General features: G+C 44.3%; 25 protein-coding genes. 17 read left to right on the forward strand and 8 right to left on the reverse strand.

What is annotated here, in order from left to right:
- The first annotated feature begins 3 nt into the window (after positions 1-3).
- On the forward strand, positions 4-4,071 hold the full coding sequence (locus ACYTPF_RS07580) for a PilC/PilY family type IV pilus protein (protein ID WP_461851769.1): 4,068 nt from the start codon (positions 4-6) through the stop codon (positions 4,069-4,071).
- 2 nt (positions 4,072-4,073) lie between these two features.
- Positions 4,074-4,538, forward strand: a complete 465-nt coding sequence (locus ACYTPF_RS07585; RefSeq protein ID WP_179984013.1) for a type IV pilin protein — start codon at positions 4,074-4,076, stop codon at positions 4,536-4,538.
- 48 nt (positions 4,539-4,586) lie between these two features.
- On the opposite strand, the gene ACYTPF_RS07590 is transcribed toward ACYTPF_RS07585, so the two are convergent.
- From ACYTPF_RS07590 to ACYTPF_RS07605, 4 genes are read right to left on the reverse strand one after another with little or no spacing between them, the layout of a single operon-like run.
- On the reverse strand, positions 4,587-4,928 hold the full coding sequence (locus ACYTPF_RS07590; RefSeq protein ID WP_232091205.1) for a type II secretion system protein: 342 nt from the start codon (positions 4,926-4,928) through the stop codon (positions 4,587-4,589).
- The gene (locus ACYTPF_RS07595) at positions 4,915-5,847 is read right to left on the reverse strand and encodes a hypothetical protein (protein ID WP_461851770.1); all 933 of its coding nucleotides are present in this window, start codon (positions 5,845-5,847) and stop codon (positions 4,915-4,917) included. Before ACYTPF_RS07595 ends, ACYTPF_RS07590 begins: the two co-directional genes overlap by 14 nt.
- A complete protein-coding gene (locus tag ACYTPF_RS07600; protein ID WP_461851771.1) occupies positions 5,837-6,481 on the reverse strand; it encodes a potassium:proton antiporter in 645 nt (214 codons plus the stop codon). Before ACYTPF_RS07600 ends, ACYTPF_RS07595 begins: the two co-directional genes overlap by 11 nt.
- Positions 6,475-7,029, reverse strand: coding sequence for a GspH/FimT family pseudopilin (locus ACYTPF_RS07605; protein ID WP_461851772.1), 555 nt, complete (start codon positions 7,027-7,029; stop codon positions 6,475-6,477). Before ACYTPF_RS07605 ends, ACYTPF_RS07600 begins: the two co-directional genes overlap by 7 nt.
- 78 nt (positions 7,030-7,107) lie before the next feature.
- Here ACYTPF_RS07605 and ACYTPF_RS07610 point away from each other — a divergent pair, with 78 nt between their 5' ends.
- Complete coding sequence (locus ACYTPF_RS07610) at positions 7,108-7,500, forward strand: type IV pilin protein (protein WP_179984011.1); 393 nt, start codon at positions 7,108-7,110, stop codon at positions 7,498-7,500.
- A gap of 72 nt (positions 7,501-7,572) precedes the next feature.
- Here the strand turns inward: ACYTPF_RS07610 and ACYTPF_RS07615 are convergent, their stop codons facing one another.
- Complete coding sequence (locus ACYTPF_RS07615) at positions 7,573-8,157, reverse strand: GspH/FimT family pseudopilin (RefSeq protein WP_461851773.1); 585 nt, start codon at positions 8,155-8,157, stop codon at positions 7,573-7,575.
- A 458-nt stretch (positions 8,158-8,615) separates the two neighbouring features.
- Between ACYTPF_RS07615 and nadE the strand changes: the two genes are divergently transcribed.
- Positions 8,616-9,452, forward strand: a complete 837-nt coding sequence (gene nadE, locus ACYTPF_RS07620) for an ammonia-dependent NAD(+) synthetase (RefSeq protein ID WP_461851774.1) — start codon at positions 8,616-8,618, stop codon at positions 9,450-9,452.
- Positions 9,453-9,454: 2 nt separating this feature from the next.
- Positions 9,455-9,793: a P-II family nitrogen regulator gene (locus tag ACYTPF_RS07625; RefSeq protein ID WP_012517511.1), complete on the forward strand. Its 339-nt coding sequence runs from the start codon at positions 9,455-9,457 to the stop codon at positions 9,791-9,793.
- 66 nt (positions 9,794-9,859) lie between these two features.
- Here the strand turns inward: ACYTPF_RS07625 and ACYTPF_RS07630 are convergent, their stop codons facing one another.
- Together ACYTPF_RS07630 and ygfZ are read right to left on the reverse strand one after the other, a co-directional pair.
- Positions 9,860-10,375 carry an FKBP-type peptidyl-prolyl cis-trans isomerase gene (locus ACYTPF_RS07630; protein WP_461851775.1) on the reverse strand — a complete coding sequence of 172 codons (516 nt, stop codon included), beginning with the start codon at positions 10,373-10,375 and terminating at the stop codon, positions 9,860-9,862.
- 65 nt (positions 10,376-10,440) lie between these two features.
- Positions 10,441-11,487, reverse strand: coding sequence for a CAF17-like 4Fe-4S cluster assembly/insertion protein YgfZ (ygfZ, locus tag ACYTPF_RS07635; protein WP_461851776.1), 1,047 nt, complete (start codon positions 11,485-11,487; stop codon positions 10,441-10,443).
- 187 nt (positions 11,488-11,674) lie between these two features.
- On the opposite strand from ygfZ, the gene ACYTPF_RS07640 reads away from it, so the two are divergent.
- From ACYTPF_RS07640 to ACYTPF_RS07650, 3 genes are read left to right on the forward strand one after another with little or no spacing between them, the layout of a single operon-like run.
- On the forward strand, positions 11,675-11,926 hold the full coding sequence (locus ACYTPF_RS07640) for an FAD assembly factor SdhE (protein ID WP_461851777.1): 252 nt from the start codon (positions 11,675-11,677) through the stop codon (positions 11,924-11,926).
- Between the two features lie 49 nt (positions 11,927-11,975).
- On the forward strand, positions 11,976-12,443 hold the full coding sequence (locus ACYTPF_RS07645; protein ID WP_461851778.1) for a hypothetical protein: 468 nt from the start codon (positions 11,976-11,978) through the stop codon (positions 12,441-12,443).
- A gap of 13 nt (positions 12,444-12,456) precedes the next feature.
- A complete protein-coding gene (locus tag ACYTPF_RS07650) occupies positions 12,457-13,335 on the forward strand; it encodes a MaoC family dehydratase (protein ID WP_461851779.1) in 879 nt (292 codons plus the stop codon).
- Between the two features lie 238 nt (positions 13,336-13,573).
- Here the strand turns inward: ACYTPF_RS07650 and nadB are convergent, their stop codons facing one another.
- Positions 13,574-15,259: an L-aspartate oxidase gene (nadB, locus tag ACYTPF_RS07655; protein ID WP_461851780.1), complete on the reverse strand. Its 1,686-nt coding sequence runs from the start codon at positions 15,257-15,259 to the stop codon at positions 13,574-13,576.
- Positions 15,260-15,456: 197 nt separating this feature from the next.
- On the opposite strand from nadB, the gene rpoE reads away from it, so the two are divergent.
- From rpoE to pdxH, 9 genes are all read left to right on the forward strand, one after another.
- Entirely contained in the window at positions 15,457-16,035 is a 579-nt protein-coding gene (gene rpoE, locus ACYTPF_RS07660; RefSeq protein ID WP_012518957.1) for an RNA polymerase sigma factor RpoE, read from the forward strand.
- Positions 16,036-16,134: 99 nt separating this feature from the next.
- The gene (locus ACYTPF_RS07665) at positions 16,135-16,713 is read left to right on the forward strand and encodes a sigma-E factor negative regulatory protein (RefSeq protein WP_461851781.1); all 579 of its coding nucleotides are present in this window, start codon (positions 16,135-16,137) and stop codon (positions 16,711-16,713) included.
- 124 nt (positions 16,714-16,837) lie between these two features.
- Positions 16,838-18,007 carry a MucB/RseB C-terminal domain-containing protein gene (locus ACYTPF_RS07670; RefSeq protein WP_461851782.1) on the forward strand — a complete coding sequence of 390 codons (1,170 nt, stop codon included), beginning with the start codon at positions 16,838-16,840 and terminating at the stop codon, positions 18,005-18,007.
- A 44-nt stretch (positions 18,008-18,051) separates the two neighbouring features.
- Positions 18,052-18,501, forward strand: a complete 450-nt coding sequence (locus ACYTPF_RS07675) for a SoxR reducing system RseC family protein (RefSeq protein WP_461851783.1) — start codon at positions 18,052-18,054, stop codon at positions 18,499-18,501.
- Between the two features lie 292 nt (positions 18,502-18,793).
- Positions 18,794-20,590: a translation elongation factor 4 gene (gene lepA, locus ACYTPF_RS07680; RefSeq protein ID WP_179984001.1), complete on the forward strand. Its 1,797-nt coding sequence runs from the start codon at positions 18,794-18,796 to the stop codon at positions 20,588-20,590.
- Positions 20,590-21,492 carry a signal peptidase I gene (gene lepB, locus ACYTPF_RS07685; RefSeq protein WP_179984000.1) on the forward strand — a complete coding sequence of 301 codons (903 nt, stop codon included), beginning with the start codon at positions 20,590-20,592 and terminating at the stop codon, positions 21,490-21,492. The genes lepA and lepB overlap by 1 nt, the downstream gene beginning before the upstream one ends.
- Positions 21,492-22,178: a ribonuclease III gene (rnc, locus tag ACYTPF_RS07690; protein WP_269917351.1), complete on the forward strand. Its 687-nt coding sequence runs from the start codon at positions 21,492-21,494 to the stop codon at positions 22,176-22,178. The genes lepB and rnc overlap by 1 nt, the downstream gene beginning before the upstream one ends.
- Before the next feature lie 19 nt (positions 22,179-22,197).
- The gene (gene era, locus ACYTPF_RS07695; protein WP_179985237.1) at positions 22,198-23,109 is read left to right on the forward strand and encodes a GTPase Era; all 912 of its coding nucleotides are present in this window, start codon (positions 22,198-22,200) and stop codon (positions 23,107-23,109) included.
- A 169-nt stretch (positions 23,110-23,278) separates the two neighbouring features.
- The gene (pdxH, locus tag ACYTPF_RS07700) at positions 23,279-23,917 is read left to right on the forward strand and encodes a pyridoxamine 5'-phosphate oxidase (protein WP_179983998.1); all 639 of its coding nucleotides are present in this window, start codon (positions 23,279-23,281) and stop codon (positions 23,915-23,917) included.
- Positions 23,918-23,942 lie beyond the last annotated feature (25 nt).

Here is a 23,942-nt window from a genome sequence, read left to right on the forward strand (position 1 = left end):
ATGATGAAAAAAATAACAAATTACCTTGCTTCAATTACGCTGTTTAGCTGTATTGGCTTTTCTGCCTTTGGCGATGACCTTGATATTTATTTAGGCAATGCCAGCAGTGCGGTTACCTATAACCCAAATGTACTCTTTATAATGGACTCATCGGGAAGTATGGGGTCTTATGATAACACCAGTCAGACCAGAATGCTCCGGGTACAAAATGCGCTGAAAGACGCGTTGCGCTCTGCCACAAATATTAATGCTGGTCTGATGCGATTTTCTGATTATGGCGGGCCAATCCTATATCCTATACGTAATATTGATGAGGCTGTGCGTCCTGAAATTATTGTTTCAACAAACGACGATGATCATGATGCCCATGAAATAAACGGTAATGTGACTACAGACAGCAACGACTTGATATTAAGTAGTGGCACCCAAACGGTAACTTCTGGCCTGCGCTTTACCGATTTAAACATACCGCAAGGGGCTACCATCGTTAGTGCTAATATTCGCCTTACTTCTGAAAGGTTTAATATTGCAGGTACTTCTCTTGTCATTTCAGCAGAAGCATCTGCATCTAGCACCGAGTTTTCTTCAAGCAGAGATAATCTTAGCGAACGGACCAAAACAAGCGCCAATGTCGAATGGTTGACTGACAATAGTTTTCCCGCCTCAGGTGAAGTCATTACCACGCCAGACATTAGCGCTGTAATACAAGAAGTTGTGGACTTATCTGCTTGGTGTGGCGGAAAAGACTTAAATATCCTGATTGAAGGTTCAAGTTCGGACAGCGCTAGTGGTCGAGAGGCAAGAGCGAGTGATTTAGGACAAAGCGGTGCGCCACAATTAGTTGTATCTTACGATGACTCTACCGCGACGGGGTGTGTGCAAGGTGAGGGCATTTATCAAGTTGGTAACTCTAAAGATAACTCTGAAGAAGCGACCAATGGTTATCCTAACACAGGAAGTGAGCTCACGTTTCACCCATCATACAACGACTACATAGGGGTAAGGTTCAGAAACGTAAATATTCCGCAAGGCGCTGAAATAACAGAGGCGTACCTCGAGTTTACGGCCTACAGTACTGTAACTTATGGCAACCCTAGTATGCGTATACGCGGTGTCGCGGACGATGATGCAGCAGACTTTCATCCAAACCAACGCTATCGCTTGCGAAATCTGCCAAAAACCTCAGGCATTACGTGGTCAATGCCTGACTTTTACAACAACAACAATTATCGCACGCCGAATATAAGCAGTATCGTCAAACAAATCGTCGACCGCTCTGGTTGGCGGTCAGGTAATGATATGGCGTTTGTGATGGACGATTTTGTGTCTTATCGAGGAGCGCACACCTATAACTCACCGTCTAAAGCGCCCAAATTGATTGTGAAGTTTAATGGTGCCGCCACGCCAGGCGCAACAGCATCAGTGCGCGAACACTTAGTAAGTAAGATTGATGAGCTAAGTGCCAATGGCTTTACTCCTATCGTAGATACCTTGTTAGAAGCCACAAATTACTATGGCGGTCGAAGTGTAGATTATGGCCGCAAACGTGGTGAGAACGGAGTTAACAATTCCGTTAGAAAAAGTACCAGAGTAAGCCATCGTAGCTCTTATATAGGTGCAGACTCTATTTTACCGTTTGGATGTTCAGAAGATAATCTATCTGACAGCGATTGCGTTACAGAGCAAATTCCCACTCCCGCGACCTATATTTCGCCGGTATCTGACTTACAGTGTCAAACCAATAATCACATCGTTTTGTTATCTGACGGTGAAGCAAATAACAACCATAGTGTGTCTAAAATTCAAACGCTGCTAGGTAAAAACTGTACGGGTAGTGGCGGCGAAAAGTGCGGCCTTGACTTGGTTAAAAACATCAGCGATACGTCTACATCGGTTATTGGGCCAAGAGTTATAACGCACACGATAGGTTTCGCGGCGAATAATACTGCTAATAATTTCCTCAACCAACTCGCGCTGCAAAGCGGTGGTGGCTTCTATCAAGCGGACAACAGCACTGATTTGCTTGAAGCTTTCAATACTATTTTACGCTCTGTAAAAGACGTGAATGCCACGTTCGTTTCCCCCGGTGTTGCCGTAAACCAGTTAAACCGTCTTACCCACAGAGATGAGCTTTATTTTGCGCTGTTTAAGCCTAGCGAAGGCGCGATTTGGCCTGGCAACTTAAAGCGCTACAGATTGAGTGGAGACGAAATTCTCGATAAGAACAGTCACAGTGCTGTGGATAGCGAAACCGGGTTCTTTGCTGAGAATTCTCATAGCTATTGGTCAACACTCGCTGACGGCAGTGAGGTGAGCGAAGGTGGAGCCGCAAGTCGTATGGGTACAAACCGCAACATCTATGTTTTTGACGGAACGGGGTCTATTGTCGATGAGGACAATGAACTTCATGAAGATAACTCTGATATTACGAATGAAGATCTTGCTATCCAAAATGAGACCGACGCGGATGAGCTAAGAGAGGCTATCTTAAAATGGGCACGAGGTGTTGATGTAAAAGACAGCAATGGAAATGGCAGTACGAGTGACTACAGAACCCAAATGGGCGACCCCATTCATTCACAGCCTATCATTGTGAATTATGGTACTAACGATTCGGCCATTTTTGTCGCGACTAACCAAGGAATGCTTCATTCATTTGATACAGAAACCGGCGAAGAAAACTTTGCCATCATGCCAAAAGAGCTGCTACAAAATTTACATCACTTCTACAAAGATACTCCGTCGCTAAACCATGAGTATGGACTAGATGGCGATATGGTTCTGCGTACAGTGGATAACAAAATGTATCTTTATGTTGGCATGCGTAGAGGTGGCCGCAACTATTACGTCTTTGACGTTACTGCGAAAAACTCGCCTAAGCTTAAGTATCAACTTACTGGCGGAGAAGGTGATTTAACTAAGTTAGGTCAAACGTGGTCGAGACCAACTATCACAAAAGTAAATATGGGCGGTGAAGTTAAAAACGTGATGATTGTTGGAGGCGGTTATGATGACGCTCAAGATGATCGTGCGATACGAGCCAACGACGCAGTTGGTAATGCCGTCTACATGTTTGATGCTGATACGGGAAGCCTACTTTGGCACGCCAGTAATGAAGATTCTGATCTTGATTTAACCCATATGACTTATAGTATCCCGGGGCGCATTTCTGTCATCGATAGGGATAATGATGGTGAAGCTGACCACATGTATGTTGCTGATACAGGGGGCCAACTATTTCGTCTGGATATTTATAATGGAGAGTCTGGTTCTGACTTTATAAAAGGTGCACGTATTGCCGATTTCGGTGGCGATACTGAAGAAACCAATCGCCGTTTTTACTATGGGCCGGATGTCACAGAAATCGCATTAGGTGATGAATTGTATTATGCCGTTGCGTTGGGGAGTGGCTGGCGTGCATCTCCACTAGATACCGTAGTGGAAGATAACTTCTACATGCTTAAAGATAGCGGAGTATTCAAACGCGATGAAAACGGCAAGTACACGTACATGACTACAGTGACCGAAAATAAAATGTACAACGCTACCAGTCACGCGCTAAATAGCAGTGATGAAAGCGAGCGAGCTCTTGCGGCAGCAGAGTTCGCCAATAAAGATGGCTGGTATTTAAACCTAACAACAAATGGCGAGAAAGTGCTGTCGTCTCCGCTTATAATCGACTACAAAGTATTCTTTACCACCTATGTTCCGGCTGCAAGCAGTACCAGCGCCTGTGCACCGCCTACCGGAAACAGTCGTGCATATCTTGTTAGCATGTTTAATGGCAATGCTGTTACAGATGTGAATAACGACGGTGATGTGAATGGTGATGATCGCGTTGCTGAGTTGAAGCAAACCGGTATTGCACCTGAAACCAAAATACTTATTGAAGATATTGTTAGCCCGGTTGTATGTTTAGGTACTGAGTGTGTGTCTGCGGTAATAGAGGTCGATGAGGACGGCAATGACGAAGCTTGTAACAGTGCTTTTGAGTGCTTAGCTGAAAACATTTACGGGCGATTTGAACGTATACAACGCGGTAGCTGGCATTCAGAAACTGAAAGGGAATAATCATGGAAGCAAAAAAACACGCTCAGGGCTTTTCACTTATTGAACTCATGATAGTGGTGGCTATCGTAGGCATAATCGCGGCTATTGCTTATCCGTCTTATCAGGGAGTTATTGCTGATGGGTATCGCGGTACCGGTCAGGCTGACTTGTTAGGTCTAGCGTCAGCGATGGAGCGTCATCATAGTGGTTCTTTTAGCTACAAAGGTGCAGGCGCAAGCGGAGGCGATACCGGAGCGCCTTCTATTTTTGCAACACACTCACCTTCATCAGAGCCAACGGCTAATCGTCGTTATAATCTGACTATCCAATCTGCAGGAGTGACTGATTACGAATTGAGAGCGACCCCTGTATCGGGAACTGGTCAAGCCGCAGATGGTACCCTTTACTACTTCAGCGATGGAAGAAAAGGGTGGGACAAAAATAATAATGGCTCTCTTGAAACCGATGAATATTGCTGGTCTTGTTAAGGATTAGCTGATTCACCTCATTATTGCACCTTAGCAAACTATAATACGCTAAGGTGTGATTGTCGGAATACCAAACACGGCTATATCCTCCCAACGCTGATCTACGCTATCTTGTGTGAGTGCCAATCTTGTAGTATTTAAATGTTTTGTTTGTTCGTCTTGTGACTTTAACGTTGCCTGCCAAAGCACTCGTGTTTTAATATCGCTTGAAAGTAGGTAAGCACTAGAGGTCATAAAAATTAAAAGCGCTATGAGTACCTCTATTAACACTCCACCTCTATTCGCACCACTATAGTTTGAGCAAAGACGATTATCATCAGGTGTGATTCTACGCATTATCGCCAATACGCTTTTGAATTCTTTTTGTTGGGGCTTTTTAATTGATGTCATACCAGGTTCCAGGAACGGGAATTATTTTCGCTATATGAGTGCTAGCCTGTAGGTTGCTAAGTACTTGCGCTGAAGGCGTCAAAAGGCCATAAATTTGCTGTTGTAACTGTGTATTAGACACGAATGCACCCTTAATTGAACTGGAATGTGTCAGGTGAAGTTCATGAGTAGCTGTAGTCGTTGAGAGCATGATGATCAGCCCAAAGAAGTGAGTATTCGCACTTATAGTAAGATCTCCATCTACCACTATTAACAAGGCAGGCGCTGAACTTGATGTATGAGTTAGATCACTATGGCTTAAAACGCAGTCACCATTTATCCAATAGACTGTGGCATTCTCCAAGTTGTAGCAATGAGAAGCTGTCGCGCTGTTGGGAAAAAATGCTGGACTTAGCTCGGCTTCACTTCGATTGAATAGCCAATGAGTGAGCTGGTTATCCCATGAAAATAGCTGTGATGTGGTGGGCAATCTAAGAAGGGCAGGGTAACGAAGAAAATTAACTTTATATTGAATGTTTTCTGCATTGTGAGAAACGTTCACTTCGTACTGAGTGAGAGACTGCTGACCAACACCCGTTAGGCTTTCTTGATTAACTGTGGTTGATAGAAAGGGCTGATTTGTCGTGGTTAGCACCGTTGAAATACTTTCCGTTCTAAGCGCTGTCGCCACTTCTTTGAGATGTTGTTTTAATTGTATTCGAGAGCTTACCGTCTCTTGCCTGATTTTCTGTATGGCATAGTACTGCTGAACGCTTTGCGAGGTAACTATAGTCGTAAACGTCACGACACTTAGAAGAATAGCGACAATCGAGAGGAGTGCCATACCTTCATGCTTCGCTTTTGAAAAGTAAGGCTTACACGTAAATGTTGGTGTGTATGAGGTAATAGACTTCTGTTTCACTATCTCTTTATTTCTCATTGGTCGCCTCCACCACAAATGTTTTGCTGACAACAAGGCTGGGGTCTATCACACTTTGCAGACTTAATTTAATTTCATAAGCGGCACCCCAGCTGCTGTTGTGCAGTACCATTGCGGCAAATTGAGTTACTTCGACAGTATTTGGGTCGGTTAAATCAAACCATCCCCCTTGCGTACAGGTTTTTCCTCCAACCCTGTATTCGATTGCCTTATCGTGTAGTCGATATCCAAACATTTCGTCTTGCGCTGTAGAAATAACGCCACTGCGATTTTTATCGTAGGAAAACGTGATGCAGCTATTTGCTGTTTCACCAGTTTGTTGACCAAGGCTCACGTTAGCCACTGTTTGAGGGGTACTCGCAAGGGTTATAAAAGGCGTAAGCGTGCTGCTATTTTCAATAAACCCAGCTCTGCTCAAATGTCGTGAAATAGTATCTTGGAGTGCTCGGGCGTCTTCTTCTATTGCGGTAGCATGTTGTAGTGAAGATAAACTAACGTAAGACTGCACATTATAAGTCGTTATCGCTGCTATCAGTATGCCCGATAAAGTGCAGGCTACCATAAGCTCTGTAATACTATAGCCGCCAGTTTTATTTGTACTAAAATCGTTCAATGTTTTTGGAAAAGCTAGCACAGCGTAATACCTGTAATGCGTTGTTCGCTACACAACTTCACACGACCCAGCGGGCTGACCGTGACTTTGGCAGCAAAATGGTCACTGGAAAGCTCAAATGTGGTGGCACTGCCGAAATTAACTGTACCCTGTTGATTGAAAGCTACGGTTTTGTCTTTTGCGTTTAACGTGGTTAGCTTTGAATTCCATTTTGCTGGAAGCTCCCAAAACGCGGCGTCATTTAACGCACAGTTCTGGTATGTTGAACAGGTGCAGTTTTCATCGTTACTGATTATTACGCAGTTTGCATTTTCGAATTTTGCGATGAGGTAATAGGGCTTTTTTTGGGTAAGTGCATAAATACGTGCTTGCTTAGCTGAGTTGGCTAATTGCGACGCGAAATGTTTAAAATCGTTTCGCTCTAGCCACGTTTGAAATGACGGAATCGCGCTTACCGACAATATACTTGTAATACTTATCACGATAAGTAATTCAATGAGCGACATACCTATTGCGCGCATATACCCATTATCTTCTCTTTTTTTATTTCTTCGTCCAGGAAAAGCCATGCGTAAGTCCAGTAATAGTGCCCGTGCTAAATTGATAGGCTTAATGTACTGAAAAACACAATGAGAGAAAGCTGTACCATGGAAGGGAATAGCGTTGGTTTAAACAATCGAATTTCTAACACAGGATTTACGCTAGTTGAGGTATTGGCTGTGCTCGCTATCGTTAGTGTATTAAGTTTAGCAACTACAACAGCGATAATTTCAAGTTGGCAATTAAGCCAAGTAAATCAAGTTAAAGCGTACTTGTTATCAATACAGTCAATGCAGTCGAGAAGTTGGTTAGAGTCAGGTGTCTACCTACCGTTGACTGCTCTGCCTCAAGCCAATATCGATAAAGTCAGCATTGCACAGACGATGAGTCAAAGTGGTGGATATGAAGTGGCAGCTACGCTATTTTTTAAAAAGCAAAATGACAGTTGTAGGGTTTTAAAAATTAGTGAAACCTCGTTGGCCCCGAAAGAATGCTGGTAATAGCGTTTTCAACCCAGCTTACTAACTGCGTATACTAACTTCGGGTGGGAAGTGGGGGGGAAGCAACTACGGCTATGAACTACAAGATAGCGCATCACCATCTAAATCTTCTTTTTCACCATCGTCGTCACTGTCTACAGCTATCGAAATTCGACCGTATAGCGACAGTAATAGGGCAGAGGCATAGTCTGCATCGTTATCTTTGGGGCACAGCGTAATTGTTGCAGCCGTATCGATTGCGCCTTGCTCGTCAAAGATTAAGCTTCCTGTTACACCGTAGATAGCGTTTGCGGAGTTAAGCGGATCGCTTGCAACAATAAGTGCCTCGTTATTGTCACGACTACCATTACCGTTTTTGTCCACAAATACCATTTTCGCCTTTTTCCAGCTGCTTGTGCAGGCGGTGTAATTTTCTGTTGGACACAAAACAACACTTGCTTGTTCGTCTACCGCGGTAAACCTGGCCCGCTGCACCACGGCACTTAAATTATTTATATCTGAGGTAATTCTATTTTTGATAAGAACACTTTGTATACTGGGCGCAACAGTAGTGAGAATAATCGCCAGTACAGCAACGGCGACCAACATCTCCAGCAGTGTAAGACCTTTTTGTTTAACAAAGGCTTTTGGATATTTTTTTAATCTTGTTCTTATCATTGTGAGACTGTTATTTTCCAAACTTTTTAAATCATTAACTAATGAATTGCGCCATACAAACCGCAGGTAAAGCTATTGCTTTTAGGGAGTCTGAGCCTTCAGAGCTTGCCTTGAGCAAGAAACTAATTCACCTTCAATTTACTTTCTTATTCTATCTTCGATGTAATGATACTACGCGATAAATATGCATTACTCGCCTATTTTTTAGGGTAAACTAAAATACACTAGCAAAGGTATGTTTTACCGTGATATCGCATAGTTGACCATACGCCTTACGGTTAACTGTTTCGCACAACCCATGCCTACGCTCAAAAATAATAAAATATACATCCGATGCGTTTTCTTTTGCACTGTAAGTGCAAGGTAAATCAAATAGATGCGAGGATATCACTAACATCTGAAGTGATATTGTCGTAGAATCGAGTTCCAGGACGCCTCAAAAATACGTGGATATTACAATGCAAAAACAAGCAGTTATTGATGAAATGAAAGTGCTGCCTGAAATTGACGTCGAATATGAAGTTGCACGTCGAGTATCTTTTATCAAAAAGCAGTTGCTTACCTCAGGTTTGAATTCGCTGGTATTAGGTATTAGTGGGGGAATTGATTCATGTACTTTGGGTCGATTAGCACAGTTAGCGGTGAACGAGCTAAATGACGAACATCATGAAAATTATCAGTTCATTGCGGTTCGCTTACCTTATGACACCCAAGCTGACGAAGAAGATGCACAAAAATCTATCGATTTTATTCAGCCCTCACATTCGCTAGCGGTGAACGTTAAACCAGGTGCAGACGCAATTCACGCCTCTACTTCACAAGCGCTTGCTATTGCCAACCTTCTTCCTGAAAGCGATGCGAAGCAGGACTTCGTTAAAGGCAACGTCAAAGCGCGTACTCGTATGGTTATTCAGTATGAAATTGCGGGAATGGTTGATGGGCTTGTTCTCGGTACAGACCATTCGGCTGAAAATATTACAGGGTTTTATACTAAGTACGGTGACGGAGCGTGTGATCTAGCGCCTTTATTTGGTCTAAGTAAGCGCCAAGTGCGTGCAGTGGCAGCCCATTTAGGTGCACCGCACAATGTAATCACTAAAGCCCCAACCGCTGATTTAGAAAGCCTTTCGCCACAAAAAGCTGACGAGCAAGCGCTGGGCATGTCCTACGACCAAATCGATGACTTTTTGGAAGGCAAGCCTGTTTCTGCAGAAGTGGAAGAGAAATTGCTCTATATTTATGAGCGTACACAACACAAACGTGTACCAATTCCAACAATTTACGATGAGTTGTAGTCATGAAAAAAATTGAAGCTATCATTAAACCGTTCAAAATGGACGACGTTAGGGAAGCGCTAGCTGAAGTCGGTATCGCAGGGATGACAGTATCAGAAGTGAAGGGGTTTGGCCGCCAGAAAGGTCATACCGAGCTTTATCGCGGTGCTGAATACCAAGTTGACTTCCTACCTAAAATCAAAATTGAGCTTGTGTTAGATGATGACCGCGTTGAACAAGCGGTAGAAGCCATTCAGTCATCTGCTAAAACGGGCAAAATAGGTGACGGCAAAATTTTCGTTTACAGCGTTGAAAGTGCTGTGCGTATTCGTACCGGTGAACAAAACGAAGACGCAATATAATTTAACCGTATTCTTCGAAAATAAAAAGGGAGCCTTTGGCTCCCTTTTTGATACGTTCAACACAACTTAGTGCTTATCTTCCGAGCATTCGCCTGTTTTCGGGTCGCAACAGCTGCTTTCTTCCTGATGCACATGACCGTGCTCAAGCTCTTCTTGCGTCGCTTCACGCACGTCTACAACCGTTACATCGAACGTCAACGGAATACCTGCTAGCGGGTGGTTACCGTCAACAACAACTTCTTCGTCAGTTGTTTCGATAATGATTACAGACTGCTCACCTTGCGGAGTAGTGGCGCGGAAAGACATACCAACTTCAACATCCATACCGTCGAACATTGAACGAGGTACGGTTTGAACAAGTTCGTCAGAACGTTCACCGTAAGCCTTCTCAGGGTTTACAGAAACGTTGAAGCTATCATCTTTCGATTTACCGATAAGAGCATCTTCTAGTCCTTCAATTAAGAAGCGACGGCCTAGAAGTACAACTAGCGGCGATTTACCTTCTGAAGAGTCTAGCGTTGTGCCGTCTTCGGTAGATACGGTGTAGTGTAGCGTTACAACGCTGTCAGAAGTAATTGTCATAACAAATCCTATCTTGGCCCTATGATTAAAAAAAGGGCAATAAATTTAATGCAGCAGTAAACTGCTTATCGACGTTTTTTCACAATATTGCTTGCTTGTTGCTCAATACTGTACGGCAAGCTATTAGGGTAACAGGTAATGGCGTTGTTATCAGCCAGTCTGTGCAAATCTTCGGGGGTAGTGTCGTTATTTAACACAGCAATAAACCAGGTTTCGTTATCGAGCGACGCAACATTGAGTACTTTGCCCGCTATACGCCAATTTTCACCTAATTGCTTTTCAAGGCTATCGCCAGGTTTGATATCTACTTTTTCTTCAAGCTTGAAGCTATAGGCGGCACGTTTGTTTTTGCCCAAAAAGCGTGTTCGTGCAACCACTTCTTGCCCCATATAACAGCCCTTATCAAAGTCGATACCGTTAAGCGCATGTACGTTAATCATTTGTGGTACATATTCCGCTACAGCTTCACCTTGTACTAAGGCGTGTACGCTCTCAATCTGAATGGCGTCAAACACAACGTGGGAATAACACTCCACAGTTTTTGTCTCAATTAACGCATTTAATTGCTTTGTGCCGTTTTCATCTAAAAGAACAACAATGCCTTTGCGAGTAGTGTTGGCTACAAATGCCACGCCATGCTCACTTTCTATTTTCGGCAGCATACCTTTGTCTGCAGTATCGCCGTCAACGAGTTGTGCGACTTTATCACTCGAAAAAAGTTGCTCTAGTAGGGCTTTAACCTCATCAGATTTTGCTGCATCAAGTGAAATGAAGTGAGCGCTGTACGCCTGCGAATCGTCAACAATATCGACCTTAGAAAATACGCCATACTTATTGAGCTGGGCTAACGAATGGCTGCCCGCATCGTCATTTGTAAGCAGCAATAATTTGTTTAAGTGGCGGGTCACGTACCCCGTAGCCCACGTCTTGCCTTTATTGTCACAATGCGCAAAATGCCTTGCCGTATTTGCATCAAGTTTATTGATATTGACCGTGATTTGACCTTGAAGGTAGCTGTCAGCCTGTTCTCCTACCAATGAAATAGTCATGGTGTTTGAAAGCTTGGCCATAAACTCATGAGGAAGATCTTGTAATGCTGCGATAGATGTCATATTCACCACTGTAAAGTTCGCTGTATGTACTCAAGGTATGGTAAAACCAGCAATATTCAAGGGTAGTACACACTAATGTGTGCAGATTAAGTTCTATTTAGTTTGCCTATCAGACCAAAAGAGCAGTGATCCCCAGCCGCAGGGCATGGTATTATTGATGGCGAATAAAAAACGGTATAAAAGACATATGTTTGAACCAAAAAGACTAGCCCGATTAAAGTGGGCCTGCCGCAGAGGCATGCTAGAGTTAGATGTACTATTGCTTCCTTTCGTGGAAGAAGCCTTTGACTCACTAAGTTATGAAGACCAAGAAATATTTGAACGTTTACTTACCAGTGATGACCCTGATTTGTTTGCTTGGATAATGGGACATCAAAAGTGCCAAGATCCTGAATTAGCCGCCATGGTGGCGACTATTGTTAATCGTGTCAAAGTATAGAGTTAGCATAAAGCACAATAGATTTAGAAAAGTATTTGGGGAATTATGCGTGGCCGTTTGCCTTATGGCAGCACTATGCAGCCTTCCTCAATACCTATGGTCTTGGCTGGGCTTCACTGCGGAATTAGTGGGCATAGTTGCCGTGGCTACGTTAATGATAGTCTGGCGTCTTTATGACGCGTTTAGTAACAATATTTCTACTACTCAATATGCACTCTCTTTGACCAGCGATGGTATTATTCGCGCTATTGACGATAGTGCGCTTCTTTTAGAACCATCAAGCACGACCATGCCCAGTGTGTTAACCGATGCTTTATCCGATGGCACATCGATGAAGATTCATCAGTCTTCCCAGTTATTTACTTGGGGAATGTGCATTAACGTGTTGCGCCATAAACGGCATTGGTTCGAAAAAGGTCATAACCATTTGACGTGGGTCTTAAAAGGTGAGTGCTGCGAGGCAGACTACCGCAGGTTGGCAAGAGCCATTATCTTCGCAAGAAAAGCGACGCCCTAAAGGAATTTAACAGATGTTTCGTGAGTATACTAAAGCGTTATTCAAACGCGTTGACGCCAGGCAACTTATGCAGTTTAAGCCGCCTACGTTGCCGCAGCGCATATACACAAAAACGCTCAATGTCGATAACGTGCACTATGCTTCTTTTTGTCAAGAAGTTGATTGGCCGGCGAATGAGCATGCTCATCCTCTTTATTTGCAAATGCTTTCGTTGCCGTTACAGATGCAGTGCTTGCTAGACAAACAAAGCCCATTTCCTTTACTCGGTTTGATTCACGCTGCGAACAAGGTGTTTGTGCTAGAGCATTGTGATTTAAGCGAGCCATTTGAATGTCGAGTGCGCTTTCACGACGTGAGACCCCATAGCCGCGGGTGGGAAGTGGACGTTATGCTAGAAGCACTTCAGTCGGGGAATCTGGTCTATAGGGCCATAAGTAGCTATTTGGTGAAAGTTAAAGCCGTACATGTTGCACCGCTTGGCCCAAAAAACGACCTAAGTGACGAATGTAGCCTTGAAGATAGAGCGCTAATTGCTGACATTAATGCATCGGCAAATACCGGACGACGCTACGCTAAGCTTTCTGGCGACTATAACCCTATTCACTTGTCTGCTATATCCGCCAAAGCCTTTGGGTTCAAACAGCCCATAGCACATGGGATGTGGACCTTATCTTGTGCGGTGTCAGCGTTTGTAAGTCACCAAGAGAACAGTCAATCTATAACCGTGAAAGAAGTAAATTGTCGCTTTAAAAAGCCAGTTTTCTTGCCTAATAACATTCATATTCAGCAACACTGTAAAACGGATACTAGTGCGCTGTTAGACGTAACCGATAGTGACGATAGCCTTGTACATTTATCAGCGAGCGTGGCGTTTAATCAGTGTGGTATTTAATCAAAAAAAGCTTTAAAAGAAGATAGCCCTGAATTGAATCCAGGGTTAAGAAAAGGCATCTGAAAGAGTGATTGAGAGAGCATACAAGTATGCTCTCTTTTTTGTTTGGGCGTTTATAAATAGCACTGTTTGCTTGCAAGTGCTGTATTTTTAAAGCATCCGTTCGCACTAGCTGGCGTTTTTAATTTGAACGTAAACCTTAAATTAGCCCTACATAGCAAGCGTGTATCGCTATGTTTTAGTCGCCGCTAGAAAAGCTGTCTTGGGTTATTAATAAACCTACGTCAGAACCCGACAATTGCTTTCTTGGTGTAAGAATTGTGGGGGCTGGATTGTCCAATTGTTCAGGATGGTCCAAGTTGAAATGTAGCCCTCTGCTTTCTTTTCGTTCCATCGCGCATCGCACAATGAGTTCTGCAACCGTAACGAGGTTTCGAAGCTCTAGCAGGTTATTACTTACTCTGAAGTGTGAGTAATACTCAGTAATTTCTTGCTCTAACAGTTTGATACGGCGCATGGCCCGTTCAAGGCGCTTGTCAGTGCGTACAATACCTACGTAGTCCCACATGAATAGTCTAAGTTCGTGCCAGTTATGTTGAATGATAACTTCTTCATCTGAGTTTGATACCTGACTTTCATCCCACGGCGCTATAGCCTCTTCACATTCTGCACTGTGAAGGTTTTTAATTATATCGTCTGCAGCGGCGCTGGCGAACACCACGCATTCAAGTAGAGAATTAGAAGCCATACGGTTAGCGCCGTGTAGACCTGTGTAGGCAACTTCGCCAATTGCGTAGACATTATTTAAATCGGTCTTAGCATTAAAGTCTGTCATTACCCCGCCACAGCTATAATGCGCAGCCGGTACTACTGGAATAGGCTCGCGGGTAATATCTATACCAAGAGAGCGGCACTTGCGATAAATATTAGGGAAGTGCTTAACGATAAAATCAGCAGGCTTGTGACTAATATCTAAATACATACAGTCAGCACCTAAACGCTTCATTTCATAGTCAATAGCCCGGGCTACTACGTCACGAGGCGCCAAATCGCCTCGTTCGTCAAATTTGTGCATAAAGCGGGTGCCATCAGCGTGGCAGAGGTTTGCTCCTTCACCGCGTAGTGCTTCAGTAATCAAGAAATTACGTGCCTGCGGGTGGAATAAACAGGTTGGGTGGAATTGGTTAAACTCCATATTCGCTACACGGCAGCCTGCGCGCCATGCCATAGCAATTCCGTCACCGCTTGATACATCAGGGTTAGATGTATATTGATAGACTTTGCTGCCACCGCCAGTGGCCAACGCTACGAAAGGCGCGCGTATGACTTCCACGTGTTCTTGTTGTCTATTCCAAACGTAGGCACCTACAACACTTTTTTTCTCTTCTTTTGAAGGAATAAGGTCAATAGCATTGTAGCGCTCGAAAACGTGGATATTCGGATGTGTCGATACCGCGTCATTTAATGTAATCTGAAGTGCCTCACCTGTGGCGTCAGCGGCATGAAGAATACGGCGATGGCTGTGCCCACCTTCGCGGGTAAGGTGAAAGCGTTCCTCGCCAGATTCGCTTTTTTCTGTATCAAAGGGTACGCCGTAACCGATAAGCCATTCAAGGCATGCCTTTGCTCGCTCCGCAGTAAACCTCACGGCAGGCTCTTCACAAAGTCCTGCGCCTGCTGCTAACGTATCTGTTACGTGAGCATCTATGGAGTCTTGTTCATCGAATACGGCAGCTATACCACCTTGTGCATAGCGGGTAGAGCCTTCATTGCGATCACTTTTACTTAGTACAATAACCTGGCAATGGTCGGCGAGCTTAAGCGCCAAGCTTAATCCCGCCGCGCCACTACCAATAATCAATACATCACAACGGTGTTCTATTGCATTTGAAGTGGAAGTTAGTGAAGACGATGCAGATTTCATGTATTTTTATATCAATTCAAACGAGCAAAGGTCCGGCAAGTCTAAAGGATGAGTAGCAAAACACAATCATTCTTGTCTGCTGACCTAAGCATTTTTTAAAAAATTTAATGCTTTTACAGAACTTTTGTAAAAAGAGCGCGTCTATACACATGCTTGTTAGAGCTATTGTGTAGTTGAAGTAGGGAGTAATGGCTCGAATGAGCGAGCAGATAACCGACCAACAACTGGTCGAAAAAGTACAGCGTGGCGATAAAAATGCGTTCAACTTGTTGGTAACTCGTTATCAACACAAAGTAATGCATCTCGTTTCTCGCTATGTGAAAAATACCGGTGATGTAGCTGATGTAACGCAAGAAGCGTTTATTAAAGCATACCGCGCCTTACCTAATTTTCGTGGCGACAGTGCATTTTATACTTGGCTTTATCGCATTGCGGTGAACAGTGCCAAGAACTATCTTGTATCTCAAGGTCGCAAACCACCTGCAAGCGATGTAGATGCCGATGAAGCGGATTTTTACGAAGGAAGTGACGCTTTAAAAGAGCAATCCACCCCTGAGCGAAGCCTGCTATCTGAGGAAATCGAAGAAACCCTCTTCAAGGTGGTTGAAAAGCTACCAGACGATTTGCGAATGGCAATTACATTACGTGAAATTGAAGGGTTGAGCTATGAAGAAATCGCCAACGTAATGTCTTGTCCTGTTGGTACGGTAAGGTCCCGTATTTTTAGGGCTCGAGAGGCGATTGATAAAGTTATTCAACCGTTGTTAGAAAATTAAAAAGAAATAAAATCAAAAAAAGATGAACTTTCTTTTTTCCACGATGACTAACAGCTGTGTTAGGGTAGTTAATGATCACTTTGATCTGGAAATGAATATATGACGCAACAGCAAGAAAAATTGTCCGCATTCATGGATGGTGAGATAGAAGGCAATGAAATCATCGACGCTATTAAGCAAGATGAAGCGCTTCAAGCCAAATGGCAACGTTACCACGTGTATCGCGGTGCAATGCGAAAAGAGGCAAGCGTAGCCCCTCAGTTGGATATCACAGCAAGCGTAGCAGCTGCGCTTGAAAATGAACCGGCGATAGTCGCACCTAAACGCTCGCGTTGGCAGTCAATTCCATTAATTGGCAGTGTCGTTCCTTTTGCGAAGCAGTCAGGTCAGTTTGCGGTGGCAGCGTCTGTGGCGGTGGCAGTTATTTTTGGTGTTCAATACACCAATCAAGAAGCGCCAACCGAGCCATTTATGACAGCGCCAACAATTGCGCCTCAAGGGGGATTGTCTCCAGTGAGTTTGGAGCAGACCCGAACTTTACCGCGTAACGATATGAATGAAATGCTTGAGAAAAAGCGCAAAATAAATGCGCTGATTGCCGACCACGAACAGCAAATAAAACTCAAGCAAGCGCAAGAAGAAAGTGAAAGCGAGACAAGCGAGCCAGAGCGCCCATAGATTATCGTTGAGCTATTAAAAATGAGTTGAAATGTGTGTTCGCACTTAAGTGCGATTAAGATGCATTTCATATTTTAACCATACCAGCATATACTGCTGGTATGTTTGTTTTAAGGCGGGAATAATGCGCTGTAGTTCTATCCTTGCACTTCTTTTCATTTCGGGCGGGGCTATCAATCCCACGTTTTCTCATGCAACGGCACCCAGCGAAGTGGCGATTTCTTCTGGTGCAAAAGTTCAAGCGAATAGCGATATTGATGCTAAATCAGAAGATAACGCTGGTAATAGCACAAACGCTCCAAAAGAGGAAGGTGCTGGAAAGGAAGATGGCTTTCAAATACAAGCTGAAGAAAGTCGTAATGAGGCAAACACATCTACTTCACGTACGCCACAGCTTCAGTCAGCGAATCAGTGGCTGGCCGAACTTCAAAACATTATCACCAACGCCAATTTTCAAGTGTCTTTTGTGCAAACTGTCGCAGGAAAGGAAACGGTTCCTTACCTGTGGCGTCATGGGATAATGGAGGATGGTTCTGAACTAGAGCAATTAAACCTTCAAAATGGGCCCGGTCGCGAGCTTATTCGCGTTAATGATGTAGTGAGCGTATTTGAACCAGACGTTCAACCTTACAGCTTACGGTCAAAGCATATAAATGGTCCAATTCCTAGTGCATTGCTTTACCACCCAGAACAACTCAGTTCAGCCTATGAGTTTGTCGCCGTGGGTCGAGCGCGAGTAGCAGGACGTTCGGCACAGCAAATTCGTATAGTTAGCCGAGATAACACACGGTTCGGCTATCAACTGTGGCTCGATGAGTCCTCTGGCATGTTGCTAAAGCTGAATATGCTTGATTTGCAAGGGGCATTGTTAGAGCAAATTCAAGTTACCGCTTTTGCCATATCGCCTGAACCTTCGGAATACTTTTCGCGAATAAACTCAGCATCTTTACCAGCGCCTATGGCTTTGAGTAATACGCCAAGTCGGGCACATAAGTGGGATGTCACATATTTGCCAGCGGGAATGCGAGAAATAAAGCAAGATACAAGACGCTTAGCATTAACAGGGCAGGTCGTAGAATATAAACTTTTTTCGGATGGTCTAGTGGACGTATCTGTTTATGTTCAGCCAGCCAAAGATGCGCTCGGCGAAACCCTTGCGTTACGAAACGAAGTTAGCACCTTTTTAACGCTAACCGACGGGAAGGCCCAAGTGACGGTAGTGGGGGAGATTCCACTGCAGACTGCTAATGCTATTGCTACGTCTTTACGACCTGTTGCTAATAAAGGGCAATAGAGAGTTAAGGTCAAGCAGTACTAAAACACGGTAAAAAGACAAGTATGATTAAAGAAACCGCCACTGTAGTTGCCGTAGATGGTGATACGGTAACAGTTGAAGCGGCCATTAAATCCACCTGTAATGCATGCCAGGCCCAAAGTGATTGTGGCACCGGTGTCATCTCCCGTGCAATTGCACCTAAAACCCAGCAATTGACCTTACGCACGCCTATGCCTGTTCAAGTGGGTCAGCAGGTGACTGTGGGTATACCCGAAGCGGGTATTTTAAGCGCTTCGGCTTTCTTATATTTGCTACCGCTTATTGCTTTTATTGGCGCGTATTCAGTTTTTATATCACTGCTTAGCTCAACAGGTTTTAGTCATGAATTGTGGGCTCTAGGACCGAGTGCTTTGGTTACTTTCATAACATATAAGCTTATTGCTCATAAATTACATCGAGTTGAGCGCACGAAATATCAACCTGTTTTATTAGGCCAGCAAGGCCTGAATTGAGTGAAGTGCCTGCTTATAAGTGGGTTTTGTCTTTTTGATGTGTTCATTTAATCTGTAGAGGCCCAAATTAGCAGAGCTTCACGTGTTTTAAGCTTCTGAGCAAGAGAGCAAAGTCACGCCAAGTTGCCACTTTTATGCGCTTTGCGTTCTATTTGTATTAAAATTTCCGCCATGCCAATTCGCTTTTCGTGCTAGAAATGGGTAAAATCCGCTCGCGCTGCGTGTAAGCCTGAACCCAAGGCAAGCAGCATTTTTTGTTTAATGAATTTTTCTGCAGGTAATTTCCAGCATTATGCAACAATCGCACATTCGTAACTTCAGTATTATCGCCCACATTGACCACGGTAAGTCTACGCTATCAGACCGTCTAATCCAGCACTGTGGAGGGCTAACCGATCGCGAAATGGCCGAGCAGGTTCTCGACTCAATGGATCTGGAAAAAGAGCGCGGTATTACCATTAAAGCGCAAAGCGTGACACTGAACTATGAAGCGCGCGATGGTGAAACCTATCAGCTAAACTTCATTGATACGCCAGGACACGTTGACTTCACTTACGAGGTTTCTCGTTCATTGGCAGCTTGTGAAGGTGCACTACTTGTTGTTGATGCCGGGCAGGGCGTTGAAGCGCAGACGCTAGCAAACTGCTACACCGCTATCGAGATGGACATGGAAGTGGTGCCGGTGTTAAACAAAATCGACTTGCCGCAGGCTGAACCAGACCGTGTTGCAGAAGAAATTGAAGACATTGTCGGTATTGATGCACTTGATGCTGTGCGCTGCTCAGCGAAAACAGGTATTGGTATTGAAGATGTACTTGAAGTCATCGTAAATAAAATTCCACCACCAGAAGGTGACCGCGAAGCGCCACTTAAAGCGTTGATCATCGATTCGTGGTTCGACAACTACCAAGGCGTTGTTTCATTAGTACGAATCGTTGAAGGTCAGCTTAGCAAGAAAGACAAAATCCAGATAATGTCTAACGGACAAACTCACCAAGTAGATAAAATTGGTGTGTTTACGCCTAAGCCATTAGATACAGGCACATTGAGAGCCGGTGAAGTTGGTTTTATCATTGCCGGTATTAAAGACATTCAAGGTGCACCAGTAGGTGATACCATTACTTTGGCTCGCGAGCCAGCTGAAGCTATGCTGCCAGGCTTTAAAAAGGTTAAACCTCAGGTTTATGCCGGTATTTTCCCAATAAGCTCAGATGACTACGAAGACTTCCGCGATGCCCTTGCTAAACTAAGTCTGAACGACGCTTCACTATTCTATGAGCCAGAAAGCTCAGCAGCGCTTGGCTTTGGTTTTAGAATCGGTTTCCTTGGCATGCTGCACATGGAAATTATCCAAGAGCGTTTAGAGCGTGAATATGATCTTGGCCTTATTACCACAGCGCCTACGGTAATTTACGAAGTTGAAACAACCAAAGGCGAGACGCTTACCGTAGATAGCCCAGCTAAACTGCCGCCGGTAAATGATATAGCAGAAATTCGTGAGCCTATGGTTGAAGCTAACATTCTTGTTCCTCAAGAATACTTAGGTAACGTAATTACGCTTTGCGTTGAAAAGCGCGGTATGCAAACCAACATGACATACCACGGCAAGCAAGTAGCAGTAACTTACGAGCTGCCGATGGCCGAAGTAGTGCTTGATTTCTTTGACCGTTTAAAATCTACCAGCCGTGGGTTTGCGTCTCTTGACTACAACTTTAAGCGTTTCCAAAGCTCAGATATGGTGCGCGTAGATATTCTGATTAATGGTGAGCGTGTGGATGCACTTGCAGTCATCACTCACAGAGAAAACTCTCAGGGTCGTGGTCGTGAATTGGTAGAGAAGCTTCGCGAGCTTATCCCACGCCAGATGTTCGATATCGCTATTCAGGCGGCCATTGGTAACCATATTGTTGCAAGAAGTACGGTGAAGCAGCTGCGCAAAAACGTAATCGCGAAATGTTACGGCGGTGACGTAAGCCGTAAGAAGAAGCTACTTCAAAAGCAAAAAGAAGGTAAAAAGCGAATGAAGCAAGTGGGTAATGTTGAATTGCCACAAGATGCGTTCCTTGCAGTACTTAAGGTGGGCAAATAATGGCAAATTATTTCTCCTTAATTTTGGTGGCGCTCACCTTAATAACAGGATTAGTCTGGCTAGTGGATAGCCTGGTGTTTGCTCCGAAGCGAAAAGCGCGTTTACAGGCTGCAGCGACTGCAGAAGGTGCGGGCTATGGAGAAGACCCTCAGCTGCCGTACTTGGTTGACACCTCACAACAGATATTCCCTGTTATTGCTTTCGTTTTGGTATTACGCTCGTTTTTATATGAGCCGTTCCAGATTCCATCAGGTTCAATGATGCCTACGTTATTGGTGGGTGACTTCATTTTAGTTGAGAAGTTTGCGTACGGCGTAAAAGACCCTGTTTTCAGAAGTAAGTTAATTGAAACGGGTGTGCCAGAACGCGGCGATGTGGTGGTTTTCAAATACCCTGAAGAACCGTCAATCGACTACATCAAGCGCGTAATTGGTTTGCCGGGCGATACCGTGGTTTATCAAAATAAGCAGGTTTACATCAAACCTAAGTGTGAATCTGGTAGCAATTGTCCAAAATTAAAAGCAGTCCCATTAACGTTCCAAGAGCGCGGTGAGTTTGTGCAAGACATGGCGCAACTTATGCGCTATACCGAAGATCTTGGTACAGTAGAGCATGATATTCTACGCCATCCCGTTCGTGAAATTTCACCGGTTAACTTTTACACCCAGCCGGGAACACGAAGTAACGAGTGGATAGTTCCAGAAGGTCAGTATTTCGTATTGGGCGATAATCGCGATAATAGCCGCGATAGTCGTTTCTGGGGTTTTGTCCCGGATGCAAACTTGGTTGGGAAAGCCGTAGCAATTTGGATTTCTTTTGAGTTTGAGCGAAGCCCTTCAGACTTTCTTCCTACGTGGGTTCCAACAGGTATTCGATTTGAGCGTGCAGGTGGCATTCATTAATGCAGGGAATTGATAAATATCGTCGCCTTTATAAGGCGATAGGCTATACATTTACCAATGAGGCGTTATTGGAACAAGCGCTCACTCACCGCAGTGCAGCCAAACAGCACAATGAGCGCTTGGAGTTTCTGGGCGACGCTATTTTAGGCATGATTGTGGGAGAAACACTGTTTAAGCGTTTTCCAACAGTACCTGAAGGCAAGCTTACCCGTATGCGCTCTACATTGGTTAAAGGCGAGACGTTGGCTGAACTCGCTAAAGAAGCTAGCGTGGGTGAACTACTCAACTTGGGGCCAGGTGAGCTTAAAAGTGGCGGTCACCGCAGAAGCTCGATTTTGGCTGACGCAGTTGAAGCTATCTTAGGTGCTATCTATCTTGACTCAGGTATGGACGAAGTCCGTGGCGTTATCGACCGTTTGTGGGAGACTCGTATAAACAAGCTCGACCCTAATGCCCACCCTAAAGATAGTAAAACACGTCTTCAGGAATTTCTGCAAGGTCGCAAGCAGGCACTGCCAACGTACGAGGTGCTGTCTATTTCCGGTAAAGACCATGCCCAAACATTCGAAGTGAGCTGCAAGGTGGAAAGTCTACCAAAAGCAGTAGTGGCGTCTGGCAATAGCCGTCGTAAAGCAGAACAAGAAGCTGCTCGTTTAACATTGGAGAAGCTTGATGACAACGCATGATGAGCCGAATTTGCCAGAGATGCCAGATATTCAAACTCGCTGTGGCCTAGTTGCCATAGTCGGGCGCCCTAACGTGGGCAAGTCGACGCTACTTAACCGTTTACTAGGTCAAAAGGTAAGTATTACCTCACGTAAGCCTCAGACCACGCGTCACCGTATTCTAGGTATAGATACTGATGGCGACTATCAAGCGATTTACGTTGATACACCAGGGCTTCACCAAGACGAAAAACGCGCGATTAATCGCTACATGAACCGCGCCGCGTCTAGCTCATTAGCTGAAGTTGGCCTTGTGCTGTTTGTCGTGGAAGGTGATCGCTTTAATGCTGAAGATGAAATGGTATTAAGTAAAGTTAAGCAGGCAAACCTTCCTTGCTACCTTATCGTAAACAAAATGGATAAGGTGGAAGATAAAGAAAACTTTATGGTTCACCTACAAAAGCTTGGTGAGAAACACCCGTTTGAGCACATGATCCCTATCAGCGCTAAACAGGGCAAAATGGTAGACGATATTAGAGACTTAGTGGCTAAGTCGTTACCTAAGAGTGAATTTTTCTTCCCAGAAGACTATATCACTGACCGTTCAAGTCGCTTTATGGCTGCTGAAATCATCCGTGAAAAGCTGATGCGCTTTACTGGCGATGAGTTGCCTTACTCTACTACGGTAGAAATTGAGCAGTTCAAAATGACAGACAATGGTGTTTATCGTATTAGTGGCTTAATTTTGGTTGAGCGCGAAACGCAAAAACGCATGATCATTGGTAAAGGCGGTAAGCATTTGAAAACCATTGGTGAGCAAGCGCGTAAAGATATGGAAAACTTGTTCGACAATAAAGTATTTTTGGAACTCTGGGTTAAAGTGAAACAAGGCTGGGCAGACGATGAGCGCGCTTTGCGTTCACTAGGCTACGGTGACGACAGCAACTTTTAGCCTATATCGTTGTTAGCATTAGTACGTTGAGCCTTGTTCTAATGCTAATTAGCGCTTAATTCTAAAGTGCTTTTGGTGAACATGAAGTCAGAAGCATTCGCGTAAAGGTATGCACAAGCACTTACAATAAGCACTGGCACGTATAGTAATCTCTTTTCAGGAGCGGTATATGGCAATTTCAGATATGCGCAGACAGTACTCGAAAGGCAGTTTGAGCGAGACTGATATTACTTCAAGCCCATTTATTTTGTTCGATAAATGGCTGAAAGACGCCATTGAAGCTGGTATCCCCGATCCTACTGCGATGACGGTTGCCACCGTTGACGCTAGCGGTCAACCTTCTCAACGTATTGTTCTGTTAAAAGATGTCAGTGAAGAAGGCTTTGTATTTTTCACAAATCTCGGCAGTCGAAAAGCGCAAGAACTTTCGGTTAACCCAAAAGTATCCTGTCACTTCCCATGGTTTTTTATGGAGCGCCAAGTTCGCGTCTGTGGCAGTGTTGAAAAGCTTTCTGTTTCTGAAAATGCAGCCTATTTCTTCTCTCGCCCTAAAGACAGTCAGTTGGCAGCCTACGCGTCTAAACAAAGCAAGCCAATTGGCAGTAGAGAGCTTTTGCTTACCCAATTTAAGCAACTGAAAGATAAGTTTGCGAACAAAGAACTTCCTGTACCGGACTTTTGGGGAGGCTTTCGCATTGTGCCTCATCAAATTGAATTTTGGCAGGGCGGAGAAGATAGGCTTCACGACCGTTTTGAGTATAACAAAACCGAAGATGGTGCATGGGCAACACAGCGCTTAATGCCGTAAAAGCGCATATTGACTGCATAGGGTA

The sequence above is a fragment of the Alteromonas sp. HB246098 genome (assembly GCF_054890645.1).